22 protein-coding genes are annotated in these 26,858 nt (G+C 58.5%); 14 read left to right on the forward strand and 8 right to left on the reverse strand.

Annotation, left to right across the window (positions count from 1 at the left end):
- The first annotated feature begins 123 nt into the window (after nt 1-123).
- From NDJ10_RS04420 to NDJ10_RS04430, 3 genes are all read left to right on the forward strand, one after another.
- Nucleotides 124-1,113, forward strand: coding sequence for a tripartite tricarboxylate transporter substrate binding protein (locus NDJ10_RS04420; RefSeq protein ID WP_296159957.1), 990 nt, complete (start codon nt 124-126; stop codon nt 1,111-1,113).
- Nucleotides 1,114-1,214: 101 nt separating this feature from the next.
- Nucleotides 1,215-1,691, forward strand: coding sequence for a tripartite tricarboxylate transporter TctB family protein (locus NDJ10_RS04425; RefSeq protein ID WP_296160117.1), 477 nt, complete (start codon nt 1,215-1,217; stop codon nt 1,689-1,691).
- Between the two features lie 73 nt (nt 1,692-1,764).
- Complete coding sequence (locus NDJ10_RS04430) at nt 1,765-3,243, forward strand: tripartite tricarboxylate transporter permease (RefSeq protein ID WP_296160119.1); 1,479 nt, start codon at nt 1,765-1,767, stop codon at nt 3,241-3,243.
- Between the two features lie 187 nt (nt 3,244-3,430).
- Here NDJ10_RS04430 and NDJ10_RS04435 read toward each other — a convergent pair whose 3' ends face one another.
- The 3 genes from NDJ10_RS04435 to NDJ10_RS04445 all read right to left on the reverse strand — a co-directional run bounded on the left by NDJ10_RS04435 (nt 3,431) and on the right by NDJ10_RS04445 (nt 5,285).
- Nucleotides 3,431-3,958 (reverse strand): universal stress protein, encoded by a 528-nt coding sequence (locus tag NDJ10_RS04435; RefSeq protein ID WP_296159958.1) that lies wholly within the window; start codon nt 3,956-3,958, stop codon nt 3,431-3,433.
- Nucleotides 3,959-4,012: 54 nt separating this feature from the next.
- The gene (gene ypfH / locus NDJ10_RS04440) at nt 4,013-4,684 is read right to left on the reverse strand and encodes an esterase (protein WP_296159959.1); all 672 of its coding nucleotides are present in this window, start codon (nt 4,682-4,684) and stop codon (nt 4,013-4,015) included.
- A 118-nt stretch (nt 4,685-4,802) separates the two neighbouring features.
- Nucleotides 4,803-5,285 carry an Lrp/AsnC family transcriptional regulator gene (locus tag NDJ10_RS04445; protein WP_296159960.1) on the reverse strand — a complete coding sequence of 161 codons (483 nt, stop codon included), beginning with the start codon at nt 5,283-5,285 and terminating at the stop codon, nt 4,803-4,805.
- 794 nt (nt 5,286-6,079) lie between these two features.
- On the opposite strand from NDJ10_RS04445, the gene hsdR reads away from it, so the two are divergent.
- The 4 genes from hsdR to NDJ10_RS04465 are packed head-to-tail and all read left to right on the forward strand — an operon-like array spanning nt 6,080 to nt 12,377.
- Nucleotides 6,080-8,542, forward strand: coding sequence for an EcoAI/FtnUII family type I restriction enzme subunit R (hsdR, locus tag NDJ10_RS04450; RefSeq protein WP_296159961.1), 2,463 nt, complete (start codon nt 6,080-6,082; stop codon nt 8,540-8,542).
- A gap of 11 nt (nt 8,543-8,553) precedes the next feature.
- On the forward strand, nt 8,554-10,011 hold the full coding sequence (locus NDJ10_RS04455; protein ID WP_296159962.1) for a class I SAM-dependent DNA methyltransferase: 1,458 nt from the start codon (nt 8,554-8,556) through the stop codon (nt 10,009-10,011).
- Entirely contained in the window at nt 10,008-11,561 is a 1,554-nt protein-coding gene (locus tag NDJ10_RS04460; protein ID WP_296159963.1) for a restriction endonuclease subunit S, read from the forward strand. Before NDJ10_RS04455 ends, NDJ10_RS04460 begins: the two co-directional genes overlap by 4 nt.
- A 48-nt stretch (nt 11,562-11,609) precedes the next feature.
- Nucleotides 11,610-12,377: an ATP-binding protein gene (locus NDJ10_RS04465; protein WP_296159965.1), complete on the forward strand. Its 768-nt coding sequence runs from the start codon at nt 11,610-11,612 to the stop codon at nt 12,375-12,377.
- Nucleotides 12,378-12,559: 182 nt separating this feature from the next.
- Here the strand turns inward: NDJ10_RS04465 and gyrB are convergent, their stop codons facing one another.
- The 3 genes from gyrB to dnaA all read right to left on the reverse strand — a co-directional run bounded on the left by gyrB (nt 12,560) and on the right by dnaA (nt 17,819).
- Nucleotides 12,560-15,154 carry a DNA topoisomerase (ATP-hydrolyzing) subunit B gene (gene gyrB, locus NDJ10_RS04470; RefSeq protein ID WP_296159966.1) on the reverse strand — a complete coding sequence of 865 codons (2,595 nt, stop codon included), beginning with the start codon at nt 15,152-15,154 and terminating at the stop codon, nt 12,560-12,562.
- 42 nt (nt 15,155-15,196) lie between these two features.
- Nucleotides 15,197-16,303, reverse strand: coding sequence for a DNA polymerase III subunit beta (gene dnaN / locus NDJ10_RS04475; protein WP_296159967.1), 1,107 nt, complete (start codon nt 16,301-16,303; stop codon nt 15,197-15,199).
- 106 nt (nt 16,304-16,409) lie between these two features.
- Nucleotides 16,410-17,819, reverse strand: coding sequence for a chromosomal replication initiator protein DnaA (gene dnaA, locus NDJ10_RS04480; protein ID WP_296159968.1), 1,410 nt, complete (start codon nt 17,817-17,819; stop codon nt 16,410-16,412).
- A gap of 225 nt (nt 17,820-18,044) precedes the next feature.
- Here dnaA and rpmH point away from each other — a divergent pair, with 225 nt between their 5' ends.
- The 5 genes from rpmH to mnmE all read left to right on the forward strand — a co-directional run bounded on the left by rpmH (nt 18,045) and on the right by mnmE (nt 22,127).
- Entirely contained in the window at nt 18,045-18,179 is a 135-nt protein-coding gene (rpmH, locus tag NDJ10_RS04485; protein WP_006299042.1) for a 50S ribosomal protein L34, read from the forward strand.
- Between the two features lie 50 nt (nt 18,180-18,229).
- Nucleotides 18,230-18,643, forward strand: a complete 414-nt coding sequence (locus NDJ10_RS04490; RefSeq protein WP_296159969.1) for a ribonuclease P protein component — start codon at nt 18,230-18,232, stop codon at nt 18,641-18,643.
- Nucleotides 18,640-18,915: a membrane protein insertion efficiency factor YidD gene (yidD, locus tag NDJ10_RS04495; protein WP_296159970.1), complete on the forward strand. Its 276-nt coding sequence runs from the start codon at nt 18,640-18,642 to the stop codon at nt 18,913-18,915. Before NDJ10_RS04490 ends, yidD begins: the two co-directional genes overlap by 4 nt.
- A complete protein-coding gene (yidC, locus tag NDJ10_RS04500; protein WP_296159971.1) occupies nt 18,912-20,639 on the forward strand; it encodes a membrane protein insertase YidC in 1,728 nt (575 codons plus the stop codon). Before yidD ends, yidC begins: the two co-directional genes overlap by 4 nt.
- An 81-nt stretch (nt 20,640-20,720) precedes the next feature.
- The gene (gene mnmE, locus NDJ10_RS04505) at nt 20,721-22,127 is read left to right on the forward strand and encodes a tRNA uridine-5-carboxymethylaminomethyl(34) synthesis GTPase MnmE (protein WP_296159972.1); all 1,407 of its coding nucleotides are present in this window, start codon (nt 20,721-20,723) and stop codon (nt 22,125-22,127) included.
- Here the strand turns inward: mnmE and NDJ10_RS04510 are convergent.
- Both NDJ10_RS04510 and NDJ10_RS04515 read right to left on the reverse strand, forming a co-directional pair.
- Nucleotides 22,104-22,919, reverse strand: coding sequence for an ATP-binding cassette domain-containing protein (locus NDJ10_RS04510; RefSeq protein ID WP_296159973.1), 816 nt, complete (start codon nt 22,917-22,919; stop codon nt 22,104-22,106). The two genes, mnmE and NDJ10_RS04510, sit on opposite strands and share 24 nt — an antisense overlap.
- Nucleotides 22,916-24,037, reverse strand: coding sequence for an ABC transporter permease (locus tag NDJ10_RS04515; protein WP_296159974.1), 1,122 nt, complete (start codon nt 24,035-24,037; stop codon nt 22,916-22,918). The genes NDJ10_RS04510 and NDJ10_RS04515 overlap by 4 nt, the downstream gene beginning before the upstream one ends.
- Nucleotides 24,038-24,181: 144 nt before the next feature.
- Between NDJ10_RS04515 and NDJ10_RS04520 the strand changes: the two genes are divergently transcribed.
- Both NDJ10_RS04520 and NDJ10_RS04525 read left to right on the forward strand, forming a co-directional pair.
- Nucleotides 24,182-25,858, forward strand: coding sequence for a GMC family oxidoreductase N-terminal domain-containing protein (locus NDJ10_RS04520; protein ID WP_296159975.1), 1,677 nt, complete (start codon nt 24,182-24,184; stop codon nt 25,856-25,858).
- A gap of 224 nt (nt 25,859-26,082) precedes the next feature.
- Nucleotides 26,083-26,841, forward strand: a complete 759-nt coding sequence (locus NDJ10_RS04525; protein WP_296159976.1) for a TSUP family transporter — start codon at nt 26,083-26,085, stop codon at nt 26,839-26,841.
- Nucleotides 26,842-26,858 lie beyond the last annotated feature (17 nt).

A 26,858-nucleotide genomic window follows, 5' to 3' on the forward strand; every position in this document is an offset into this window, starting at 1 on the left:
TTGGTGTTTCAACGAAGTTTTTTTCCACCGAACCTCAACAACACAGAAAGGGTTGCACGACGTCAATGACTGCTTGAAAAATGTTTTTCCACCGAGCTTCAACAATACAGAAAGGGTTACATGATGTTTAATGCCAAGTTGATCACCACGCTGCTGGCAAGCGTCTTGTATGCAACAGCGGCTAGCGCGGCCTGGGTACCGGAAAAACCGGTTGAGTTTGTCGTCGCTTCCGGACCCGGCGGCGGAACCGACATTTTTGCCCGCACGATCCAGTCGATCATCGTCAAGTACAAACTGATGAACGCGCCGATTGTGGTCGTCAACAAAGGCGGTGGTTCCGGCAGCGAGGGCTTTGTTTATGGCTCGGCCAGCCCGGATGATTCGTACAAGCTGACCTTCGGCACCAACAACCAGTACCTGCTGCCACTCGTCGCCAAGATGGGGTATACAGCCGACAGCCTGATCCCGGTCACGGCACTGGCGCTCGACGAATTCCTGATCTGGGTCAACGCCGAATCGCCCTACAAGGACGCCAAGAGCTTCATCGAGGCGGCCAAGAAGCCCGAGGGACTGAAAATGGGTGGCTCACAGTCCAAGGACACCGACCAGACGTTGGCCAGCATGATCAGCGAAGCGACCGGCGCCAAGTTCACCTACATCCCGTTCAAGAGCGGTGGCGAAGCGGCAGTTCAACTGGCGGGCGGTCACATCGACGCCAACCTCAACAACCCAAATGAAAACCTCGGCCAATGGAAAGCCGGCATGGTTCGACCGCTCTGCGTTTTCAGTTCGCAGCGCATGACCGCCGGCCCCAAGGTCACCAAGGACATGGCCTGGTCAGACATTCCACTGTGCAAAGACTCGGGCATACCGATCGCCAACTATCAAATGCCGCGCACCGTCTGGCTGGCAGCCAAAGTGTCGCCCGATGCGGTCGCGTTCTATACGACGATGCTCAAAAAAGTCAGCGAAACGCCTGAGTGGAAAACGTACATCGAGCGCACCTCGCAAAGCGATCGCTTTTTGACCGGCGACGAATTGCGCGCCTACACCAAGCAGGACGCCGAAAAGGCCACCGAGGTCTTCAAGCGCGAGAAGTGGATCGTTCAATAAAGCTGTAACCGGAGGCCCGGAGCTTTTCGGGGCAGGCCATGCCTGCCCCGTTGTCTAATTAATGCGGAGTGTGTCTTATGCGTAACCCGTCCGGGGCCTTGATGACCCGTTTGACGATGGAAATTGCTGTGGCCTGTGCGGCGGCCTTGGCCGGCGCCATTGTCAGCTACGGATCGCTCGAAATCGGAACCGGCTGGGGCGATGCCGGGCCACAACCGGGCTACTTTCCCTTTTACATCGGCCTGTTCATTGTTATCGCCAGTTGCGGCGCACTGATTGAGGCAGTGATTGCACAACGTCACCGCAAGGAAGTTTTCCTGACACGGGAACAAGGCCATCGGATATTGACATTTTTTCTGCCCATGCTCGGTTTCGTCGCGGTGTCGATGGTGCTTGGACTTTATGTCGGTCTTGCCCTCTATCTGTTCGGTGTCATGACGATCCAGGGGGGATACCGAATCGGTAAGGCGCTCACCGTATGTTTGAGCACGATTGTGATTTTTTACGTCGTTTTTGAAAAATGGTTCCAGGTTCCCCTGCTCAAGGGGCCGATTGAAGCCCTGCTGAACATTCACTGACCCTGGCTCGACAAGAAAACTTTCCGCGACAGCGAAATTCTGGAGAAACACTTTGGCGAATTTTGACAACCTGATGGACGGCTTCGTCATCGTTTTCTCCGCCTACCATCTTGGACTCATGGCGGTTGGGGTGCTGCTGGGTATTCTGGTCGGCGTCCTGCCGGGGCTGGGTGCACCGAACGGTGTATCGCTGCTGATACCGCTGACCTTCACCATGGATCCGATATCCGCCATCATCCTGCTCACCAGCATGTACTGGGGCGCACTGTTCGGCGGCTCGACCACATCGATCCTGTTCAACATTCCGGGCGAGCCCTCATCGGTCGCGACGACTTTCGACGGCTACCCGATGGCACAGCAGGGGCATGCCACCAAGGCGCTGACCCTGGCCTTCATATCCGCCGGTATCGGCGCACTCATTGGCGTGACCGTCATTACCATCTTGTCCGGCTGGGTCACCCAATTCGCGCTGAAATTCAGCTCACCGGAGTTTTTTGCTGTCTATTTTCTGACCTTCTGCAGCTTTATCGGCATGGGAGGCGGATCGCCGTTCAAGGCGGTCGTCTCGATGATGCTCGGCTTTGCCTTTGCCACCATCGGCATGGACGGAATGTCCGGCAACATGCGGCTGACATTCGGAATCACCGAACTCATCAAGGGAATCAGCTTCCTGGTCGCCGTGATCGGGCTGTTTGGCCTCGGTGAACTGATGCAGACAATGGAACAAGGCTTGCGCTTCAACGGCATACACGCCCGCATCAAAATCCGCGATGTCTTTCAGGCGATCATCTCGCTGCCGAAATACTGGGTCACGCTGTTGCGCAGCGCACTGGTCGGTTGCTGGATGGGCATCACGCCAGGCGGGCCGACCGCCGCGTCGTTCATGAGCTATGGACTGGCCAAGCGTTTTGCGCGCAACAAGAGCGCCTTCGGCAAGGGCGAACCGGCCGGCGTCATCGCGCCAGAAACGGCAGACCACTCCGCCGGGACCTGTGCCATTTTGCCGATGCTGGCGCTGGGTATTCCCGGATCGGCCACCGCAGCAGTCATGATGGGTGGCTTGATGATCTGGGGTCTGACGCCCGGTCCGATGTTGTTTATCGAACGCCCGGATTTTGTCTGGGGCACCATTGCCAGCATGTATCTGGGCAATGTGATGGCCGTGATCCTGGTGCTCGCCACGGTGCCCCTGTTTGCCGCCATCCTGAGAATTCCGTTTTCGATCATCGGCCCGATGATCGTCGTCGTGTGTTTCATAGGCGCCTACCAGATCAGCGGTGCACGCCTTGATCTCTGGCTGGCGCTGGGTTTCGGCATCGTCGGCTACCTGCTCAAGAAACTCGACTACCCCATCGCACCCATGGTTCTGGCGATGGTGCTCGGTGACAAGACCGAGGATGCCTTCCGCCAGTCGATGATCTTCTCCAAGGGGTCGCTGGGGATCTTCTGGACGAATTCGACGCTGGTCGCGGTGATCATGACACTCGCCCTGCTCTTGCTGATGTGGCCATTCATCGGCAGACTCATCGGCCGTATGCGCAAAACGGTTTGAAATTCCGGAAGTTGATCGCCGACGTCAACACATGTAGGCGTCAGCAAAGTATTGCCGGTACCTGCTGATGCTGCCAATCAACAAGCCAAAGCAAACCAGAATTTTTTTCATCAATGTACTTTCAGCCTGGGCAAGATCACCCGGTCGAAGTCCAGGAAAAATCACACCTGGTCGCAGACCCAAAGGCTTAGACCGCCTTCACCGCCAACACGGGGCATGAAACAGAGAGCAGGATATCTTGTGCCACGCTGCCCATGATGAGTTTACCTACCGCAGAGCGTTTTCTGAGGCCAATGATCAACAAGGAAACGGGCAGTGAGTCAACCATCGCCTCAATTTCGGCGACCGCACTTTGACCTCGGACAAATTGCTTGAATTCGGCATCGAGCCCAGTCGCCGCCAACAATTTCTCGACCCGCTCAACGTCCAGGGTGTCGGCCAGTGCCGCATCGTCCTTGCCGTTGCCTGAACTTGCATTCACAACCATCAGTCGTTCGCCGCGGCTGGTCGCAATTTCAATTCCCTTTTGCAGTGCTGCCTGTCCTTCCGGGCGGGGCGCATAAGCCACAAGTATCGTCATGATCTTCTCACTTCCTGTTAGATGAACACAAAAATGCAGCAGCAGCCAAATTCTTCTCAAAATACCGAATGAAGAGGCGCTGTAGCCAGCGCAACGGATGGTACCCGAACCGACGCCGCTCTGGTCCGTTCGCAAGCGACTCAAAACGTCAATGCCCTGGCCTCACTGGCCGGCCTGAGAAACGGCTGCTTACTGCGGTGCCGCCTTCAGTACCTCGTCCCAATGGTGTTTCGGGATGTGGCCAGCAAAGCGCTCGGTTACCAGGTCCATCACTTCAGCATTGATCTCATGACCAAGAAAAGGGATGACATCTGCGGTCACATCAGCCCTCAGGGCGACCAGTCGCTCGGCTGCCGCCACGCAGTGCGCGTAGTGAATCACGGGGTCTGACTTGCCATGGATGAAGTGCAGTGTTGTTTTCTCTGGCGCGTGGGCAGGTAGCTGGGCATAGCGCCCGGACAGGGCAACCACGCGCGCTGCCAACCCGGCTTGCGCCTGCGCGGCCTCCAGGGCCATGATGGCGCCTTGCGAAAACCCCAGCACGGCGGTGGCACTGGCGGAGACACCGCTGGTTTCCTGCCAATAGCGCAGGTTGTGGATGAAGGCAGGCATCGCGGCAGCCACCCGCTCGGGGCGGTTCTCGTCGGTAATGCCCTGCACCGAGAACCATTGAGCGCCGCCCTGGCTGATGTCGCTTGCATAGGGTGCGTGCACGCTGACGATGAAGGCGTTGGGGAATTGCGCCGCCAGATGCCGCCCCAACGGGACCATGTTCTGCGCGCTTGCACCCACACCATGGTGCAAGACCAGGAGTTGTTGTGCTGTTTGGGTGGGTTGCTGGATGATGATGGCGTCTGACACGGTGGGACCTCGCGAGGTAGAAAAAGTGACACTTTAAGACCAAATAAGGTTCCTGCGGGCGAATAGTTCGCCGCCGATTGCTTTCAATTTGACGGATGACTCCCGCGCGTATTAGCGCTCAGTGCACCTCAACCGGAATGATGGTCCTGTCCACCACCCGACGCAGCACAAAACTGGAGTGCACGCCGGTGACCCCTTCGATACGGGTGATTTTTTTCAGCAGCAAGTCCTGGTAGGCGTCCATGTCGCGCACCATGACCTTGAGTTGGTAGTCGGCAGCCTGACCCGTGATCAACAGACACTCCAGAACCTCTGGAATGTCGCACACCAGGCTCTCGAAGTTTTCGAAGCGCTCGGGCGTGTGCTTGTCCATCGAGATGTGAATCAGCGCCATCAGCGACAGCCCGACCTTTTTGGCATCGACCTGTGCGTGGTAGCCAGAAATCAGGCCACTTTCTTCCAAGACACGCACGCGCCGCAAGCACGGCGACGCCGATAAGCCAATGCGCTCAGCCAAATCCTGGTTGGAAAGACGCCCGTCAAGCTGCAGTTGCTTCAGGATTTCTCTGTCATAACGGTCCAGTGTCAGGGCGGTGTTCATGGCGCGTCGAAAGCTTGTTTTCAGTCAAAAAATAAGAATATTGCGCAAATATACTTTATTTCAGCAGATATCACCTATCAAGGCAACTAATTAGAGAAGAACGCAATCAAATTGTTTGCCGAAAGACATAAGATACCTTCATCGCTCAAACAAAACGAGCGGTTTAGGTTACAGCAACAGCTTCCAGTCTGACCAGCTATCCCCCAGGTCAGATTCCGTGTCAACGGACCTCTTCTACTTCTACCAGGAGTTCAGATTGAGGGGGGTTCTGCCCACAAGGTAGACGGAGCAAAGCACATGGAAGTCCGAAGAAAAAAGGCTTGCGAGGTGATCCCTGGCAAGCCTTTTTTGCGTTTGTGAAGCGTGAACAACGGCAACGTAAGCACAATGCTCTCAAGTGATTTAGAAACAACATAATCACTACGGAAGACACCTGGAATTGATGGTCACCTGGCTCTGGAGACACGAGTCCTGGATCACGCAGTTCGTTAGCCGATTGAACGCGGTGATTTACCTTTGGTGGCTCAGAAAGCCCGGTGTTATGACTCTTTAGACGATTCAGACAATGGCTGTCTAATATGGCTACAAGATGCTGGTTTGCGTCTCAAAGTGACCGTTGTGGCGATACATTTCGGTCTTCTGATAAGAGAAGTCTCATCCCACCTAGAATGACTCCAAGGGAGATAAATTATGTCAATAGCGCCCGTCAAGCGCGAAGTCAAAAAGGTGCCAGTTCATAGGGGTCATCAAACCATTTTGCAGAGCCACTGGCTGGCCAAAAAAGCATTACTGGTATGAGCAAACCTAACTTCAGCGAAGACGACACCAGCGCCAAATTCATCACCCCGGCGTTGTACCAGGCCGGCTGGACTGAACCCGCGATTCGCCGCCAGGTGGCGTTCACGGCGGGTCGCATCATTGTGCGGGGCAAACTGGTCACGCGCGGCAAGGCCAAGCGGGCCGACTATGTGCTGTACATCGGGCACTTTCCCATTGCCTTGATTGAGGCCAAGCACAACTTCAAGGCCGTGGGTGACGGCATGCAGCAGGCGCTGGACTACGCCACCACACTTGACATTCCTTTCGTTTTTTCCAGCAATGGCCACGGCTTTGTGTTGCATGACCGCACTGGCACATCGGTGCAACTGGAAACCACCTTGAAACTGGACGACTTTCCCAGTCCAGCTGCGCTTTGGAACCGTTATCTGGCCTGGAAGGGCCTGACCCCGGCACAGGAACAAGTGGTCAAACAACCGTATTTTGACGATGGCAGCGGCAAAGAGCCACGTTATTACCAGCGCAACGCCGTCAACGCCGCGGTCGAATCCATCGCCAAGGGCCAAAACCGCATCCTGCTGGTGATGGCTACCGGCACTGGCAAGACTTTCACCGCGTTTCAGATCATCTGGCGGCTGTGGAAGGCGGGGCAAAAGAAGCGCATCTTGTATCTTGCCGACCGCAACATCCTCATTGACCAAACCATGGTCAACGACTTTCGCCCTTTTGGCGGTGCCATGGCCAAGCTCAGTGTCAACGCCAAAACCATCGAGCGTGCCGACGGGAGCGATATTGACTTGCCCCTGGCCATGGACCGTGGCCCCGACAATAAACGCCGCATCAACGCCGCTTATGAAATTTACCTGGGGCTGTACCAGGCCATCACCGGCCCCGAAGAGCACCAGAAAATTTTCAAGGAATTCAGTCCTGGTTTCTTCGATTTGATCGTGATTGACGAATGCCACCGTGGTAGCGCTGCCGAAGACTCGGCCTGGCGCGAAATCCTGGAGTATTTCAGCGCCGCCACCCAAATCGGAATGACCGCCACGCCCAAGGAAACCGAGTACGTTTCCAACAGCGAGTATTTTGGCGCCCCGGTGTTCACTTACAGCCTGAAACAAGGCATACGCGATGGCTTTTTGGCCCCCTACAAGGTCATCAAGGTTCATCTGGATGTCGACGTGGAAGGCTACCGCCCCATGCCCGGCGAGGTGGACCAATACGGCCACGAGATTGAAGACCGCCTGTATAACCAGAAAGACTTTGATCACACCCTCATCATTGACAACCGAACCGCCCGCGTCGCCAAGTGGGTCAGTGACTACCTCAAGGCCAGCGGCGACCGGTTCCAGAAGACCATCGTTTTTTGCGTGGACACGCCCCATGCCGCTCGCATGCGCCAGGCCTTCATCAATGAAAACGCCGATCTGGTCAAACAGTTTCCGCGCTATGTGATGCGCATCACGGGCGACGACCCCGAAGGCAAAGAACAGCTCGGCAATTTCATCGACCCCGAGTCCAAAGTGCCGGTCATCGTGACCACGTCGCGCCTGCTTTCCACGGGGGTTGATGCCCAAACCTGCCGCCTGATCGTGCTGGAGCGCGAAGTCGGCAGCATGACCGAGTTCAAGCAAATCGTGGGGCGCGGCACCCGCGTGCATGAGGACACCCACAAGTATTACTTCACCCTGATCGACTTTCGCAAAGCCACCAACCACTTTGCCGACCCCGACTTTGATGGTGAACCGGTGCAGATATATGAACCCGGCGAAGGCGACCCTGTGATGCCGCCCGAGCTACCAGAGGACTTGCCCTGGGGTGCAGAAGACGCGTCACCAGCCACGCCCGCTGAAGACGAAACCGTGGTCGTCGGTTACCCACCACCTGACATCTCGTTGCCGCCAGAAGTTGCAGAACCACGTCCCAAATATTTCATCAAGGGCAAACCGGTCAAGGTGCTGACCGAACGCGTGGAATACCTGGATGAAAACGGCAAACTCGTCACCGAGAGTTTGCGCGACTACAGCCGCAAAGCCATTCGCGCCCACTACGCCAGCCTGGACGCCTTCTTGCGCCGCTGGAAAGGTGAAGAGCGCAAAGAACGGGTCATGGAAGAACTCGCCGAAGAGGGCCTGCCCCTGCAGCCGCTGATGGATGAAGTGGGCAAAGACCTGGATCCGTTTGATCTGATCTGCCACATTGCCTTCGACCAGCCACCCTTGACCCGACGCGAACGGGCCGACCAGGTACGCAAGCGTGACGTGTTCACCCAATACGGCCCGCAAGCCCGCGCTGTTCTGGAAGCGCTGCTGACCAAATACCAGGACGAGGGCGTGGTTGGTGGGCTGGGCAATGTAAAAATTCTCGAAATCCCGCCCTTTAACCAAATGGGCATGCCGTTTCAACTCATCAAACAATTCGGCACCAAAGCCGGGTTTGAGCATGCCGTGCATGAACTGCAAATCGCGCTCTATTCATAAATTAAGTATTCATGTCCGCAAGAAACACCGTTAAATCCATTCAAGACATCATGCGCAAAGACGCCGGTGTTGATGGTGATGCCCAGCGCCTGTCGCAACTGTGCTGGATGTTCTTCCTCAAAATCGTGGATGACCAGGACCAGCAGATGGAGGTCATGCAAGACCACTACACCTCGCCCATACCCGCCGCACTGCAGTGGCGCACCTGGGCCAGCAACCCTGAAGGCATCACCGGTTCGGAGCTGATGGCCTTCATCAACGGCGAGTTGTTCCCGAAGCTCAAAGAGCTGCCAGCCACCGGCAAGTGGGCCAGCCGCGCCCGCGTGGTCAAGGCCGTGTTTGAAGACGCCTACAACTACATGAAAGATGGCCAGCTCATCCGCCAGGTCGTCAACAAGATCAACGAGGTCAACTTCAACGACTTGGCCGAACGCAAACACTTTGGCGACATTTACGAGCAAATGCTCAACGACCTGCAGGCTGCAGGCAACGCCGGCGAGTTTTACACGCCGCGTGCTGTCACCGCCTTCATGGTGGACCGCATCGACCCCAAACCGGGTGAGATCATCATGGACCCGAGCTGTGGCACGGGTGGTTTTTTAACCTGCAGCATCCGCCACATGCGCGACCGCTATGTGAAGACGGTTGAAGATGAAGCCGCATTGCAATCGAGCTTGCGCGCCGTCGAACTCAAGCAACTGCCCCACATGCTGTGTGTGACCAACATGTTGCTGCACGGCGTGGAAGACGCCAGCTTTGTGCGCCACTACAACACCCTGGCCCGGCCCTATGTGAGCTACACCAATGCCGACCGCGTTGACATCATCCTGACCAATCCGCCCTTTGGCGCATCGGTGCAGGACGGCATTGAAAGCAATTTTCCGCAACACTTTCGCACCAAAGAAACAGCAGATTTGTTTCTGGCCCTGATCATTCGTTTGCTCAAGACCAATGGCCGTGCCGCCGTGGTGTTACCCGACGGTTCGCTGTTTGGCGAGGGCGTGAAAACACGGCTGAAAGAGCACCTGATGGCCGAGTGCAACCTGCACACCATCGTGCGACTGCCCAACAGCGTCTTCAAGCCCTACGCCAGCATCGGCACCAACCTGCTGTTCTTTGAGAAAGGCACGCCCACGCAAGACATCTGGTTTTATGAACACCGCGTGCCCGCCACCCAGAAAGCCTATTCCATGACCCGACCCATTCGGCTGGAGCATCTGCAAGGCTGCGTGGACTGGTGGGGTGGCGCAAGCCGTGAGGGTCGTGTAGAAACCGATGTTGCATGGAAGGTCAGCGCTGACGAGGTGAAGGCCCGCGGCTACAACCTCGACTTCAAGAATCCGCACACTGTGGCCGACGACCATGGCGACCCGGCAGAACTGCTGGTGAGTTTGAACGAGGCCGAAGCCAAAGCGGCTGCGCTGCGCGACCAGCTCAAAGCCATCCTGCAAGAGGCCCTGCTGCGATGAACGCCACGCAACTACTGGCCCACTTCGACCGGCTGGCCGAAGCGCCCAATGCAGTGCCACGTCTGCGCCGTTTCATTTTGGATTTGGCGGTGCGGGGGAAGTTGGTGGAACAGGATGCGGGGGATGAGCCGGCGGGGGAATTACTGAAGCGGATTTATGCACATAAGGCCGACTTGGTAAATGAGAGACTACTCAAAGTGCAATCAGCATTTACCGCAGTCCCACTTGCCTTACAGCCCTATCGACTTAAATCAAATTGGATGTGGGCGTTCTTTGGCAGCATTATGATTTCGCGCGACGGCGAACGAATTCCCGTTTCCAAGGAGGAGCGAAACACCCGAGCGAAGACGTATGACTATTACGGCGCGTCGGGGGTGATCGATAAGATTGACGGTTTCCTGTTCGATAAGCCACTGCTGCTGATCGGTGAGGACGGCGCAAATTTGATTAACCGCTCAACGCCCATAGCATTTATCGCACGTGGTCAGTATTGGGTCAATAACCATGCGCATGTGCTCGATGGAATCACGGAGGATTTTCTTAGGTACATCGAGCTATACGTCAATGCCATTGACTTGAAGGCATACGTTACTGGCACAGCGCAGCCGAAAATGAATCAGGCGAAGATGAACAGCATTCCTGTTGCCATCCCGCCGGAGGCCGAACAACACCGCATAGTCGCCAAGGTGGACGAACTCATGGCCCTGTGCGATCAGCTCGAAGCCGCGCAGCAAGAACGCGAACGCCGCCGTGACCGCCTAGCCGCCGCATCCCTGCAGCGCCTGAACCAGCCTGCTGCCGACACCACCCCCGAAGCCCAACGCGAGCACGCCCGCTTCTACCTGCAGCATCTCCCGCGCCTCACCACCCGGCCTGAGCACATAAAGGCAATGCGGCAGACGATTTTGAATCTGGCGGTGCGTGGGGCTCTATCGGACAGTAACGAGTGGTCGTTGTATTCTCAGCCGCTGAAGATAGCAGCGACTCTCCAAAATGGATATGCATTCAAGAGTGAGTGGTTTGCCAAAACTGGAATTCGATTGCTGCGCAACACAAATGTCAGTCACGGCGTTATCCGGTGGGATGAATTGGCATGTCTTCCGATTGAGCAAGCTGAAGAGTTTGAGCGATTCAAGTTGCTTGAAGGTGATGTCGTACTTTCTCTGGACCGCCCGTTCATCGGCACTGGCACGAAAGTAGCGCGTGTGCGGACGAACGATTTACCCTGTTTACTGTTGCAACGAGTTGGACGATTTCAGTTGAATCTCGACTTATTGACTTCGGACTACCTGTTTCTATGGATCGAGTCACCACAGTTCACCGATCAAATTGATCCCGGTAGAAGCAACGGGATCCCGCATATTTCATCTAAGCAAGTAGAGTGTGCTGAGATATTCCTCCCACCCCTCGCCGAACAACACCGCATCGTCGCCAAAGTCGATGAACTCATGGCCCTGTGCGACCAGCTCGAAGCCCAGCTCACCACCACCCAAACCGACAGCCGCCGCTTGCTGGAGGCGGTTTTGGTAGCGGCGCTCGTCCCGGTTTAGTGGTCAAAAATTGAAAAATAATGGCTCCCCATAAAGAATGACTCGCCCATGAACTTAGGCACGACCACGGCAATTGACAGCGCCACCCTTATTCAGCAGATGATCGGGTTGGGTGAAACCCGCCAGCTTGAATTCAAGCGCGTCAGCGGCAAGATGGTCGGAAAGGCGCTGGAAACGGTGTGTGCCTTTGCGAACACCGACGGAGGTACGTTGGTGCTGGGTTTGGCGGACCTGAAGGAGTTCAAGGGAGATGCCCGGATGTTTGGCATTGAAGAAAATCCGGAAGCTGTGGACGAACTACAGCGCAAACTACTGACGGAATTTGTACCAGCCATTGACACGATTCGTCTGCACCGTTTGCCTTGCAAACTGCTTAACGGACCAGCCAAAGGGCAGACCGGTCATCTGCTGTTGGTACAAGTAGGCCGCACCAGTAATGTGCACTCCATCATCAATGGCAGCACTTTCACCCGCTTGGACGCCGGAAATCGGTCCATGAGCGCGGGTGAAAGTACGGACCTGTCATATCGGCGCGGGGTGCGCAGTGCCAGCAGCGAACCCGTTCCCGTGGCGCTTGACAGACTAAAAACCGATGCCTGGCGACGCTTTGCCGAAGCGCGAGGTCCTTTGTCCGGAACCTTCTCAGACCAGCTTTTGCGCATTGGTCTTGCTGAGGAAGTCAATGGTGTGATCCAGCCCCGGCGTGCCGCCGTACTGCTGTTTGCGGATGAACCTGGAAGCTTGTTGGCATCGTTGGATACCCGGAAGAGCCAAGCGAAATATGGCCTACACCAAACCGAATGGCGGCAGTTCTGAGTTGACTTTGTTATCTACGCTCGAAGATAACAACAACTGTTGAGAATAAAAATTCATGAAAAACAATGACTTACAGAGGTCGTTGTTTTCCTTTAGGTAAACAAAATCCGCCGTAAGTAGACAACCCCCGGCAAAGCTTTGCCCTCAAAACGGCAAAACTTTGCTCACGTCTACAAAGAGCATCAAATATCAATATTCCCCGCCTGCAGCGCGTTGGTTTCGATGAACTCGCGGCGCGGCTCGACCTCGTCGCCCATCAGCATGGTGAACACCTTGTCGGCTTCGATGGCGTCGTCGATTTGCACCCGCAGCAAAATGCGCACCTTAGGGTCCATGGTGGTTTCCCAGAGCTGCTCGGGGTTCATTTCACCCAAGCCTTTGTAACGCTGGCGGCTAGTGGAGCCTTCGGCCTGGGCAATCAGCCAGCTCATGGCCTCGCGGAAGTCGCTGACCTTTTGTTCTTTTTGGCGTTCACCTTCGCCCCGTGTGACCCGGGCACCTTCGCTGAGCAATCCTTTGAAGGTTTTAGCGACTTCGCTCAGGGCCGCATAGTCGGCGCCATGGACAAAGTCTTGCGTCAGCACGCTGCTCTTGATGTTGCCATGCAGGCGGCGGCTGATGCGCAAAATGGGCTTGTCGCTGCGCACATCGAATTCGCCCGCCACTTCGGCATCGGGCAACTGCGCCTGCAGGGCGATGGCCGAGGCCTCGGCATCGGCCACCGTGTCAAGGTTCAACTCAACACCATCGGCAATGGCACGCAAGGCGGAGACGTCCAGAAAGTTCGCTAGGCGGGCAATCACGGATTGGGCTTGCTGGTGCTTGCGCGCCAGTTCGGTGAGTGCGTCGCCCGTCAGGGCTGTGCTGTTGTCACCACCGGTGTAGACCGTCGCGTTGATCAACGCCACCCGCAGCAGGAAGTTGTCGAGGTCGGTGGGGCCCTGCAAATACAACTCTTCGCGACCGGCTTTCACCTTGTAAAGCGGCGGCTGGGCGATGTAGATGTGGCCGCGCTCCACCAGTTCAGGCATCTGGCGGTAAAAGAAGGTCAGCAGCAGCGTGCGGATGTGGGCGCCGTCAACGTCAGCGTCGGTCATGATGATGATGCGGTGGTAGCGCAGCTTGGCCACATCAAAGTCGTCGTTGCCGGTGCTGCCGCCAGCCTTGCCGATGCCGGTGCCCAGCGCCGTGATCAGCGTGAGGATTTCGTTGCTGGTGAGCAGTTTTTCGTAGCGCGCTTTTTCCACGTTCAAAATCTTGCCGCGCAGCGGCAGAATCGCCTGGAACTTGCGGTCGCGGCCCTGCTTGGCCGAGCCACCGGCGGAGTCGCCCTCGACAATGTAGATTTCGCACAGTGCCGGGTCTTTCTCCTGGCAGTCGGCCAGTTTGCCGGGCAGGCCCATGCCGTCGAGCACACCCTTGCGGCGCGTCATGTCGCGGGCCTTGCGGGCGGCTTCGCGGGCACGGGCGGCCTCAACAATTTTGCCGACAATGATCTTGGCATCGTTCGGGCGCTCCTGCAGGTAGTCCCATAGCAGCTTCGACACAATGTCTTCCACCGGGCCGCGCACTTCAGATGACACCAGCTTGTCCTTGGTCTGACTGCTGAACTTGGGCTCGGGCACCTTCACGCTCAGAACACAGCACAAGCCCTCACGCATGTCGTCGCCGCTGACTTCCACCTTGGCTTTTTTGGCGATCTCGGTGTCATCAATGTACTTGTTGATGACACGCGTCATGGCCGCGCGCAACCCGGTCAGGTGGGTGCCACCATCGCGCTGCGGAATGTTGTTGGTGAAGCACAGCACCTGCTCGTTGTAACCGCTGTTCCACTGCATCGCCACTTCGACACCGATGTTGGTGTTTTGGTCGCTCTGGCGGTCGCCCATGGCGTGAAAGATGTTGGGATTGAGGACAGTTTTGCCCTTGTTGATGAAGTTCACGAAACCGCGCACGCCGTCTGCGCCAGAAAAGTCGTCTTCCTTGCCGGTACGCTCGTCTTTCAGGCGAATGCGCACGCCGTTGTTCAAAAAGCTCAGTTCGCGCAGGCGCTTGCTGAGAATTTCATAGTGGAAATCATGGTTTTCCTTGAAGATGTCGGTGTCTGGCAAGAAATGCACTTCGGTGCCGCGACGCTCGGTTTCCCCGGTGACCTTCATGGGCGACACTTCGATACCGTTGACACTTTCAAGCAGGCGGTTCTGCACAAAACCCTTGCTGAATTCGAGCACATGGACCTTGCCGTCGCGGCGCACGGTGAGGCGCAGCATTTTGCTCAAGGCGTTGACGCAGCTGACACCCACGCCGTGCAGGCCGCCCGAGACCTTGTAGCTGTTCTGGTTGAACTTGCCGCCGGCGTGCAGTTCGGTCAGGGCAATTTCAGCCGCGCTGCGCTTGGGCTCATGCTTGTCGTCCATCTTGACACCGGTCGGGATGCCCCGGCCGTTGTCGACCACCGACACCGAGTTGTCGGTGTGGATGGTGACCAGAATGTCGTCGCAATGGCCGGCCAGCGACTCGTCGATCGAGTTGTCCACCACCTCGAACACCAGGTGGTGCAGGCCGGTGCCGTCACTGGTGTCGCCGATGTACATACCGGGGCGCTTGCGCACCGCTTCCAGCCCTTCGAGGATCTGGATGGAGCCTTCACCGTAAGCCTCGGAAGCGCCTGCCTGGTGGGCATCAATGGTGGGCTGAAAGTTGGAGCTGTCAGCCGTGCCCTCGCCCGTGTGAATGGCATTTTCAGAATCTTGGGCAGGCGTATTTTCTTCGGTCATGGCGGAATCGGTGGGGTTTGAAAGGGACAGTGCAGCAGGCGCTTAGATGCGCATCGGCATCACCACATACTTGAACGTGGTGTTGTCGGGAATGGTAAACAGCGCGGAGCTGTTGCCGTCCGAGAGTTCCAGCGTCACCATGTCTTGCGACATGTTGCTGAGGGCGTCAATGAGGTAGGTCACGTTGAAGCCGATTTCGATGCTGTCGCCGCCGTAGTCGATGTCGAGCTCGTCAACCGCTTCTTCCTGCTCGGCATTATTGGCCGCCACGCGCAGGGTGCCGGGGTCGATGTTGAGGCGCACGCCCTTGAACTTTTCGCTGGTCAAGATGGCGGTGCGCTGCAGCGTGGCCAGCAGCGCGCTGCGGCCCAGCGTGATGCTGTTTTTGTGGTTGCGCGGAATCACGCGGTTGTAGTCGGGGAACTTGCCCTCGACCAGCTTGGTCACGAATTCCATGCCGTCAAAGCTGAACTTGGCCTGGTTGTTGGCAAATTGCATCTCGATGGCGCCGTCGGCATCCGACAGCAGGCGCTGCAGTTCCAGCACGGTCTTGCGCGGCAAAATGACTTCTTGTTTGGGCACCTCGACGTCAAGGGTGGCACTGGCAAAGGCCAGCCGGTGGCCGTCGGTGGCCACCAGGCTGAGCTGCTTGCCTTCAACCACAAACAAAATACCGTTCAGGTAATAGCGAATGTCGTGCACCGCCATGGCAAACGACACCTGGCTCAGCAAGGCCTTGAGTGTTTTCTGCGGCACGCTGAAAGCCGGACCAAAGTTGGCCGACTCCTGCACCAGCGGAAAGTCTTCGGCGGGCATGGATTGCAGCGTGAACTTGCTTTTGCCACCCTTGAGGATGAGTTTGGCCGCGCTGGATTCGAGCGACACCAGCTGGTCGGCCGGCATGGTGCGCAGGATGTCGATCAATTTGCGGGCGCCCACCGTGGTGGTGAAGTCGCCGGTATCGCCGCCCAGTTCGGCCGCCGTGCGGATCTGGATTTCGAGGTCGCTGGTCGTGAGCTGCAGGGCATCGCCCATTTTGCGAATCAGCACATTGGCCAGAATGGGCAGGGTATGGCGACGCTCCACGATACCTGAGACCGCCTGCAAAACCGACAAAACCTTGTCCTGGGTGGCTTTTAAAACAATCATGTCATCCTCTTGGGTTCAATGGCGAATAGGCTGGACCCTGATGGGCCCAGACCGGCTGCAATAAATTGGCTATTTTCCCACTCATTTGCGTCAACTTTTAATTAGTTCAGCCTTTGAGGGTTTGTTCCAGCACGTGCAATTGCTGGTTGAGTTCAGTGACCTGCTGGCGTTCAGTGCCGATCTTGCGCACCGCATGCAAAACCGTGGTGTGGTCGCGTCCGCCAAACATTTCTCCAATTTCCGGCAGACTTTTTTGCGTCAGCTCCTTGGCCAGGTACATGGCGATCTGGCGCGGCCGGGCAATACTGGCGGGGCGCTTTTTGGAATACATGTCAGCGATCTTGATCTTGTAATAGTCCGCCACCGTTTTCTGGATGTTTTCCACCGAGATTTGACGGTTCTGGATGGACAGCAGGTCGCGCAGCGCCTCGCGCGCCAGCAGGATCGAGATCTCTTTTTGGTTGAAACGCGAATAGGCCAGGATTTTGCGCAAGGCGCCTTCCAGCTCGCGCACGTTGGAGCGCACGTTCTTGGCCACGAAAAAGGCCACTTCTTCGGGCATCACAATGCCCTCGGCCTGCGCCTTGTTGATCAGAATGGCCACCCGCATCTCCAACTCGGGCGGCTCGATGGCCACCGTCAGGCCGGAATCAAAACGCGACACCAGGCGCTCGTGAATGTCGGCCAGACCCTTGGGATAGGTGTCGCTGGTCATGACAATGTGCGATTTTTTGGCCAGCAAAGCCTCAAAGGCGTTAAAAAACTCCTCTTGCGTGCGCTCCTTGTTGGCAAAAAACTGCACGTCGTCAATCAGCAGCAAATCCAGCGAGTGGTAGCGCTCCTTGAACTCGTCAAAAGCCTTGCGCTGGTAGGCTTTCACCACATCGGTGACGAATTGCTCGGCATGGATGTAGAGCACCTTGGCGTTAGGATGGTCGGCCATCAACTGATTGCCTACCGCGTGCATCAAGTGGGTTTTACCCAGACCCACACCGCCGTAAATAAACAGCGGGTTGTACAAATGGCCAGGCATGCCGGCCACATGCATGGCCGCCGCGCGCGCCATGCGGTTGGCGCTGCCTTCGACCAGCGTGTCGAACGTCAGCGCTGTGTTGAGACGGCTCTTCAGCGGTTCGGCGGGGCGAAATTGATCGGCCTCGGCGAGCGTATCGACCGCCGCCGCAGCGCTCGCCACTTTCACGTCCGGCTTGCGCACCACGGCTTCCCGTACCGCCAACGCCAGTTCGATCTGGACGGGTTGCCCCGTCTGGCGCTCCATGATCAGCGCAAGACGATGGCTGTATTGCGCCCGGATCCAGTCCATCTTGAAGCGGTTGGCAACAAAAATTGTGACCCGGCTCAAGTCTTCCGAAACCTGGGCCGACAAGGGCTTGATCCAGGTCTGGAACTGTTGCTCCGGGAGTTCTTGTGCCAGTTGATCGATACAGGCCTGCCAGAAATCTGCGCCGCTTGGCTCTGCAACGGCTTGGCGTGTGGGGTGTTGTCCCTCTGTCATTGTGCGATTGGTTTCTGTGGATATTTATTATTTCTGACGCTGCCGATTCTAATTTATCAAACAGTTATCCACACTACGGGTCTTCCCGTGATTTACCATCGTTTGAAAAGTTTGCGATAATCCGCGGTTCCCCTGAACTGTTCGGGTGAAATTAACGTTGATGCCGCTGGGCATATTCAATCAAATTGAGGCAGCTTGCCTCTGAGCTTCTTAGGATTTCCGAAAATGAAACGCACTTACCAACCCTCCAAGATTCGTCGCGCCCGTACCCACGGCTTTTTGGTGCGCATGAAAACCCGTGGCGGTCGTGCCGTGATCAATGCACGCCGTGCCAAAGGCCGCAAGCGTCTGGCCGTTTAATTTCAAGCCGGGCGCAGCCTGCCTACAACTGCGGCAACGCTTGACTCACCTTGCAACGACTCAAAAGTCGGCGCCAATTTCAAGCCGTGCTGGCGGGGTCTACCCTGGCGCGAACGCCGCATTTTGCTTTGCACACCGTGGCGCTGAATGCTGATCAAGTGGACTTGAGCGTCAAGCCATTGTTTAACGTGCCCGCAGTATGGTTCGGCGCCATGGTGCCCAAACGCTGGGCCAAGCGTGCCGTGACACGCAACGCCCTGAAACGCCAGATCTTCGCCGTGAGCGAGCTTTACCATGCGCAATTACCGACAGCCGCCTATGTGGTTCGGCTGCGCAGTGGCTTCGACCGGGTGCAGTTCACGAGCGCGAGCTCTGACGCCTTGAAGCTGGCCGCGCGCAATGAGCTGCACCAGTTGCTGGACCGCGCCACGCAGGGCCGGACCAGTGCACAGGCACTCGCATGATGGCCAAGCTGTTGATGCTCTTGATCAGGGGCTATCGGCTCTTTCTGAGCCCATGGCTGGGTTCGTCGTGCCGTTTTGAGCCCACTTGCTCGGTTTATGCGCTGCAGGCCCTGCAACGCTTTGGCGCAGCCAAAGGTAGCTACCTCATGCTGCATCGCATCGGGCGCTGTCATCCCTGGTGTGATGGCGGCCTTGATCCGGTCCCTGCCCAGAACCCGTCCCGTCTGTTTACCCGGTTGATTCCCTCTTCCACTCAAAAGAAATCCTCATGAACGATATCCGCCGCACCATTTTGTGGGTGATTTTTGGTTTTTCCCTGGTCATGTTGTGGGATCAGTGGCAGGTTCACAACGGCCGCAAAGCCACCTTCTTCCCCGGTCCCACGCCTGCCGTCGTACAGCCCCAGGGGCCAACGGGCGCCGCCAGCGTCCCGGGTAGCGTGCCAAACAGTGTCCCAGTCGCCAGCAGCAACGTCGCCGGTGCGGACCAGATTGCCGGGGCAGTGCCGGCGGTAGCAGCCCCCGCAACGACGGCGGCCGCGGCGCGCGAGCTGGTGGTGGTGGAAACCGATGTCTACAAACTCACTTTTGACACTGAGGGCGGCTCACTGGTCAAGGCCGAGCTGCTCAAGTACGCGGACATGGCGGACAAAACCCGCACGTTCGTGCTGCTCGACGACAGCAAGGACCGCATTTATCTGGCGCAATCCGGCTTGATTGCCGGCGCAGGCGGCCCGGTGTTGCCGACGCACAAGTCGGTGATGACCCTGGCCCCGGGTGAGCGCTCACTCAAGGACGGCAGCCAGACCCTGGAGTTGCGTTTTGAATCAGCCGAAATTGGCGGTGTCAAGCTGGTCAAAACCTACACCCTGACCCGTGGCAGCTACGCCGTGACGGTCAAGCACGAGGTGATCAATGCCGGTGCCACCGCCGTGGCACCCCAGCTCTATTTGCAATTGGTGCGCGATGGCAACAAGCCACCGGGCGAGTCGTCCTTCTACTCCACCTTTACCGGCCCGGCTATTTACACCGACGCCAAGAAGTACCAGAAAGTCGAGTTTTCCGACATTGAGAAAAACAAGGTCGACATCGAGAAATCTGCTGAAAACGGTTACGTGGCCATGGTGCAGCATTACTTTGCCAGCGCCTGGCTGCTGGGTGACGGCATCAAGCGCGAGCTGTTCATGCGCAAGGTCGACAACAATCTGTATTCCGTGGGCATGATTGCACCGCTCGAGTCGATTGCCCCCGGCGCCCGCAAGACAATCGAGGCCCGGTTTTTCGCCGGCCCGCAAGAAGAAAAGGTGCTGGAAGCCATGACGCCCGGCCTGGAGCTGGTCAAGGACTATGGCTGGCTGACCATGCTGTCCAAGCCGCTGTACTGGTTGCTCGACAAGCTGCACAGCTTGATCGGCAATTGGGGTTGGTCCATCATGGCACTGGTCTTGTTGCTGAAAATTGCGTTCTACTGGCTCAACGCCAAGGCCTACGCCAGCATGGCCAAGATGAAGGCGGTCAACCCGCGCATCATGGAGATGCGTGAACGCCTGAAAGACAATCCGCAGCAGATGCAACAGGAAATGATGCGCATCTACCGTGAGGAAAAGGTCAACCCGATGGGTGGCTGCTTCCCGATCATGATCCAGATCCCGGTGTTCATTGCGCTGTACTGGGTGCTGCTGGCCAGCGTCGAGATGCGCAACGCACCCTGGCTGGGCTGGATTCACGACCTTTCAAGCCCGGACCCGTTTTACATCCTGCCGATTGTCATGACGCTCACCACGGTGCTGCAAACGTCACTCAATCCGGCACCGCCAGACCCCATGCAGGCCAAGATGATGTGGTTCATGCCGCTGGCTTTCAGCGTGATGTTCTTCTTCTTCCCGGCCGGCCTGGTGCTGTACTGGATCACCAACAACGTGCTGTCGATTGCCCAGCAGTGGGTCATCAACACCCGCATGGGCGTGCCGCCGAAGTTTCACCTGCCCAAGTTTTAACCGCAACGTGTGAAGCATTGTGGGACAGACCAAAGCGACACGCAGTGAGCGTGCTCTGCCCCCAACTGGTTGGGATGACCTGTGAGCCTGCCACGCCACCATGACCCGATCGTGGCCATTGCCACGGCACCGGGTCGAGGCGCTGTGGGCATCGTGCGGGTCAGCGGTCGGGGCCTGCAGGATCTGGTGCTGGCGCTGTGCGGACGCCCCCTCAAACCGCGCGACGCCAGCTACACCGCTTTTCTGGACGCCGACGGCAGCGCGATTGATCACGGTCTGGCACTGTATTTCCCGGGGCCACATTCATTCACCGGTGAGGACGTGCTCGAACTTCAGGCGCACGGCGGGCCCGTGGTGCTGCAATTGCTGCTGGCGCGTTGCCTGCAGACTGCGGCCGAGGTCGGCCCCAACGGATCAGCCCGCCTGGCGCACCTGCGCGTGGCGCTACCGGGCGAATTTTCCGAGCGGGCTTTTCTCAACGACAAAATCGATCTCGCACAAGCCGAGGCCATAGCCGACCTGATCGATGCCAGCACCGAGGCGGCCGCACGCAGCGCCAGCCGCGCGCTGGCCGGAGCCTTTTCGCAAGAGATTCACCAACTGCGTGATGCCCTCATCCATTTGCGCATGCTGGTCGAGGCCACACTCGACTTCCCCGAAGAAGACATCGACTTTTTGCGCCAGGCGGATGCACAGGGACAACTTGACCGGCTTGAACAAGGTTTGGTCATGGTGATGGCCCGTGCGCAACAGGGCGCGCTGCTGCGTGAAGGCATCAAGGTGGTGATCGCGGGCCAGCCCAACGCCGGCAAGTCGTCGCTGCTCAATGCCCTGGCCGGGGCTGAACTGGCCATCGTCACCGCCATCCCGGGTACCACCCGCGACAAGGTGCAGCAGACCATCCAGATTGAAGGTGTGCCGGTGCATGTGATTGACACCGCCGGACTGCGCGAGAGCGACGACGAGGTTGAAAAAATTGGCATCGAACACGCCTGGGCAGCCATTGCGCAAGCCGATGCGGTGCTGTTTTTGCACGATCTGACACGCATCGGCCAGGCCGCCTACCGCGCTGATGATGCCGCGATTGCGCACACCATTGCCAACAAGGTACCCCGGCAGGTGCCGGTGATCGAGGTCTGGAACAAGCGCGACGCCGCCGCTGCAGCCGACTTGCCGGAGGGTTTGCACCTGTCAGCCAAAACCGGCCTGGGGCTCGACGCGCTGCGCCAGAAGCTGCTCCAGGTGGCAGGCTGGCAATCGGGTTCCGAGGGTGTTTTCATGGCCCGCGAACGCCATGTCCAAGCCTTGCACCTGACCCAAGGCCATTTGCAGGTGGCACAAGGGCACCTCGCCAGCCAGGCGCAGGCGCTCGACTTGCTGGCTGAGGAATTGCGGCTGGCGCAAAACGCCCTCGGTGAGATCACCGGTGAGTTCACCTCCGACGATTTGCTCGGCGTGATTTTTTCAAGTTTCTGTATCGGCAAATAAACTGGCCGGGGGGCGCAGCGGCGCGTCCAGCAGGGCGCTGGCACGCCGGCCACGTTCGCCCAGGAAAAATTCCTTGATGAACGGGTGCGGCTGCGCCATCACCTCGGCCGCATTGCCGCTGACAATGATATGCCGGTCCGCCACCACGGCGATGCGGGTGGACAGCTCCAGCAGCGTGTCGAGATCGTGCGTGACCATGACCACGGTCAGGCCCAGCTCCTGATGCAGCGACTGCAACAATGCACAAAACTCGTCGGCACTGCCCGGGTCCAGGCCGGCCGTGGGCTCGTCGAGCAGCAACAGCGGCGGGTCCATGATCAGGGCGCGGGCCAACGCCGCCCGTTTGACCATACCGCCCGACAGATCAGCGGGCATTTTGTGCGCGGCTGACGGGTCGAGTCCGACCATGCGCAGCTTGACCATGGCGGCCTCCAGAATCAGGTCGTGGGGCAGCGTTTTGAGTTCGCGCAGGGCAAAGGCAATGTTGTCGAGCACGCTGAAAGCCGAGAACAGGGCACCGTGCTGGAACAGCATGCCGACCCGGCTGGCCGCACCCTCCCGCCCCATGCTGGACGCGGCCTCGCCCAGCACCGTCACGCGGCCACGCGCGGGCTTCTCCAGCCCCAGCATCTGGCGCAACAGCACGGTTTTGCCACTGCCCGAGCCGCCAACAATCGACACCAGCTCGCCGGCCTCGATGCGCAGATTCAGATCCTGATGGATCACCACGTCGCGACCGGCCTCGTGAAACACCGACCACAGCTTGTCAATCTCGACCACGGGCAGCTTCATAGGCCGATATTCTTGAAAACCACGGCAAACACCGCATCCACCAGCAGCACCACCGTGATGGCGGTGACCACCGAGGCGGTGGTGCCCTGCCCCAGGCTCTCTGTATTGGGCTTGACGCGCAGGCCGTAGTGGCAGCCGATCAGTGCAATCAACAAGCCGAACACCACCGACTTGCCCAGCGCCAGCCACAGGTTGCTGATGGCGACGGCAAGCGGCAGGGTGGCAAAAAAATATGCAGGTGTGACCCCCAGCACCACGTCAGCGGCCAGCATGCCACCCAGCAGGGCGGCCAGTGTGGTCCAGACGCTGATGAGAGGCATCGCCACGGCCATGGCGATGGCACGCGGCAGCACCAGCCGGTAGCCGCGGGCAATGCCCATGACGCGCATGGCGTCAAGCTCTTCGGTGACGCGCATCACGCCAATCTGCGCGGTGATGGCCGAACCCGAACGCCCGGCAATCAGGATGGCCGCCAGCATGGGACCCAGCTCACGGATGATCGACAGGCCCAGAATATTGACAATAAAGGTGTCGGCACCAAACAGGCGCAGCTGGCGCGACATCAGGTAGGCCAGCACCACCCCGATGGTAAAACCCACCAGTGCGGTCACCGGCAGAGCCCTGGCGCCAATCCGGAACAAATGACCCGAGACATCGCGCCATGGCCCGCGTTGTGGCGCGCGCAACAACGTCACGGCATCAAGCAGCAACTGGCCCGTCAGTGCCAACAAGCCCACCAGATGATCCCACAACTGCCAAAGTTGCTCGCCCAGACGCAAAAAAAGCTGCCAGAGCGTGCGCCGTGCCGGTTGGACCGCTGGTGCCGTGAAACGCACGACCCGTTCCAGCATGGCGCGCTGCCCAGGTTGCCACTGCAGCTGCGCCGGCCACTGATGGCCCCAGGTGTTCCACAGCAGTTGGGCCCCGGTGTGGTCAAGCCGGCTGATGGCGCGCAAATCCCATTGCAAAGCCTGCGGCGTTGCCAGGTCAGCCAAAGCCTGGCTGATGCCACGCCAGTTGGCGGCCAGACGTGCCGCACTCCAACTGCCGCCCAGCACGACATGTGGCGCGCCGTCCGGAACGGTTTGCAGGGTCAGCGTGGGAACAGCGTCAGGCATGGTTTAGAGCGGTGGGTACGGCATGTTAACGGCAACGCGAGGGGCCATGCGTTTTTCGGCGCGGCGCGCACCATGCGGCAAAATGCCGGCACCGAGAAGACGCGCACCATGCAGGGCGCAAGAACAATTTGAAAGACCATCGTCATGAGCACCACGTTTGACTACATCATCATCGGCGCCGGCACCGCCGGCTGCCTGCTGGCCAACCGTTTGTCGCAGGATGCGTCCAAACGCGTGCTGTTGATCGAGGCGGGCCGCGCTGACAATTACCACTGGATTCACATTCCGGTGGGGTACCTCTATTGCATCGGCAACCCGCGCACTGACTGGCTGTACCAGACCGAGCCCGATGCCGGCCTGAACGGGCGCAGGCTGCGCTACCCGCGCGGCAAGGTGCTGGGTGGTTGCAGCAGCATCAACGGCATGATTTACATGCGCGGCCAGGCGCGCGACTACGACCAGTGGGCGCAGCTGACCGGTGACCCGAGCTGGGGCTGGCACAACAGCCTGCCCGACTTCATGGCCCATGAAAGCCATTACCGGCTCGATGGCGTGTCCCCCAGCCACATCCCGGACGAACTGCAGCAGTTCAACCAGTTTCACGGCGCGGGGGGCGAATGGCGGGTAGAAAAACAGCGCCTGCGCTGGGACGTGCTCGACGCCTTTGCCCAGGCCGCACAGCAGGCCGGCATTCCGGCAACCGACGACTTCAACCAGGGCGACAACGAAGGCGTGGGCTACTTCGAGGTCAACCAACGCAGCGGCTGGCGCTGGAACACCGCCAAGGCCTTTTTGCGACCCACCTGTGCCAATCGCCCCAATTTCACGCTCTGGACCTCGGCCCAGGTGGTCAAACTCGCCATCGAGGCGCAAGCCAATGGCCAGTTGCGCTGCACCGGTGTCGAGGTGCAGACACCCAGCGGCAGAGTCAGCGCCCAGGCTTCAGGTGAAGTGATTCTGAGCGCCGGCAGCATTGGTTCGCCGCAGATCTTGCAGCTCTCCGGCATTGGCCCGGCAGCGCTGTTGCAGCAACACGGCCTCCCCGTGCTGCATGACGCGCCAGGCATCGGTGCCAACTTGCAGGACCATCTGCAAATTCGCTCGGTCTACAAGGTGCAGGACGTCAAAACCCTCAACATGCAAGCCAGTTCACTGTGGGGCAAGGCGATGATCGGGCTCGAATATGCGTTCAAGCGCAGCGGCCCGATGAGCATGGCGCCGAGCCAGCTGGGCGCTTTCACCCGCAGCGACCCCAGCCAACCCTACCCCAATGTCGAATACCATGTGCAGCCGCTGAGCCTGGAGGCCTTTGGCGAACCGCTGCACAGCTTCCCGGCATTTACCGCCAGTGTCTGCAACCTCAACCCCAGCAGCCGCGGCAGTGTGCAGATCAACTCGCCTGACTTCACGGCAACCCCCGCCATTGCACCCAATTACCTCAGCACCGAAGCCGATCGCAAAGTGGCGGCCGATTCGCTGCGCCTGACGCGCGCCATCGTGGCGCAACCGGCGCTGGCCAAGTACCAGCCGCAGGAGTTCAAACCCGGCGTGCAATACCAGAGCGACGACGATCTGGCACGCCTGGCCGGCGACATCGCCACCACCATCTTCCATCCCGTGGGCACCACCAAAATGGGCCGTGCGGAAGACCCGCTGGCCGTGCTCGACGCGCACCTGCGGGTGCGCGGGCCGGGTGGCGTCATTGCGGGTTTGCGCGTGGTCGATGCCGGCGCCATGCCGCTGATTACCAGCGGCAACACCAATTCGCCCACCTTGATGATGGCCGAAAAAGCAGCACGCTGGATTGCCGCTGGCGCCTGAGCAGGCCCGGCCCTGTGCGTCCCGCACCAAAATGACCCGGCCTAGGGTAACTCCTGATGGCAATGCACCGGCTTAGCGCATATAGTTAGCACCATCGCTGGGTCAGACATGTGCTGACCCAAGTGAAAGGCCCCAGGAGATCATGCCCGCAAGGGTCAAAAAGCAAACAGAAACAAGGCACCGGCAACCCCGGTGCCTTTTTCAATTGGATCGACAATGCAGTCATGGAATTGCTCATTGTCTCTGTTGCCTCCCTGTTTGCCGGTTTTGTCGACTCCATCGTGGGCGGCGGCGGGTTGATTTTGATCCCCGCCCTGTTCGCCACCTTTCCCAACACGCATCCGGCCACGCTGTTCGGCACCAACAAAGGGGCCTCGGTGTGCGGCACGGCCATGGCCAGCTGGCAATACAGCCAGCAAGTCCGGATGCGCTGGGCCGCGCTGCTGCCAGCGGCGGGCGCGGGGCTGCTGGCCTCTTTTGCCGGGGCCTGGCTGGTCACCGTGATCTCGCCAGATTTCTTGCGCAAGCTGCTGCCCTTTGTCCTGCTTCTGGTCTTGCTCTATACCCTGGCCAAAAAAGAACTTGGCCGCACCCACGCACCGAGCTATTCCGGCTTGCAGGAACAACTCATCGCCGCCGGCATTGGTGCCGTGATCGGCTTTTACGATGGTTTTTTCGGACCCGGCACCGGCAGTTTTCTGGTGTTCCTGTTTGTGCGCCTGCTGGGCTATGACTTTTTAAGCGCCTCGGCAGCGGCCAAGCTGGTCAATACCGCCACCAACCTGTCGGCGCTGGCACTGTTCATCGTCAAGGGTCACATCTGGTGGCACTTCGTGCTGGCCATGGCGCTGGCCAATGTGGCCGGCAGCCTGCTGGGCACGCGGCTGGCGCTCAAGCATGGCACAGGCTTTGTACGCATCGTGTTTTTGCTGGTGGTCAGCGCCTTGATCCTCAAGACCAGTTATGACGCATTCATGCGCTGAAGCTGCGCTTGTTTGCC

Source organism: Rhodoferax sp., assembly GCF_023700745.1.
Lineage (GTDB): Bacteria > Pseudomonadota > Gammaproteobacteria > Burkholderiales > Burkholderiaceae_C > Rhodoferax.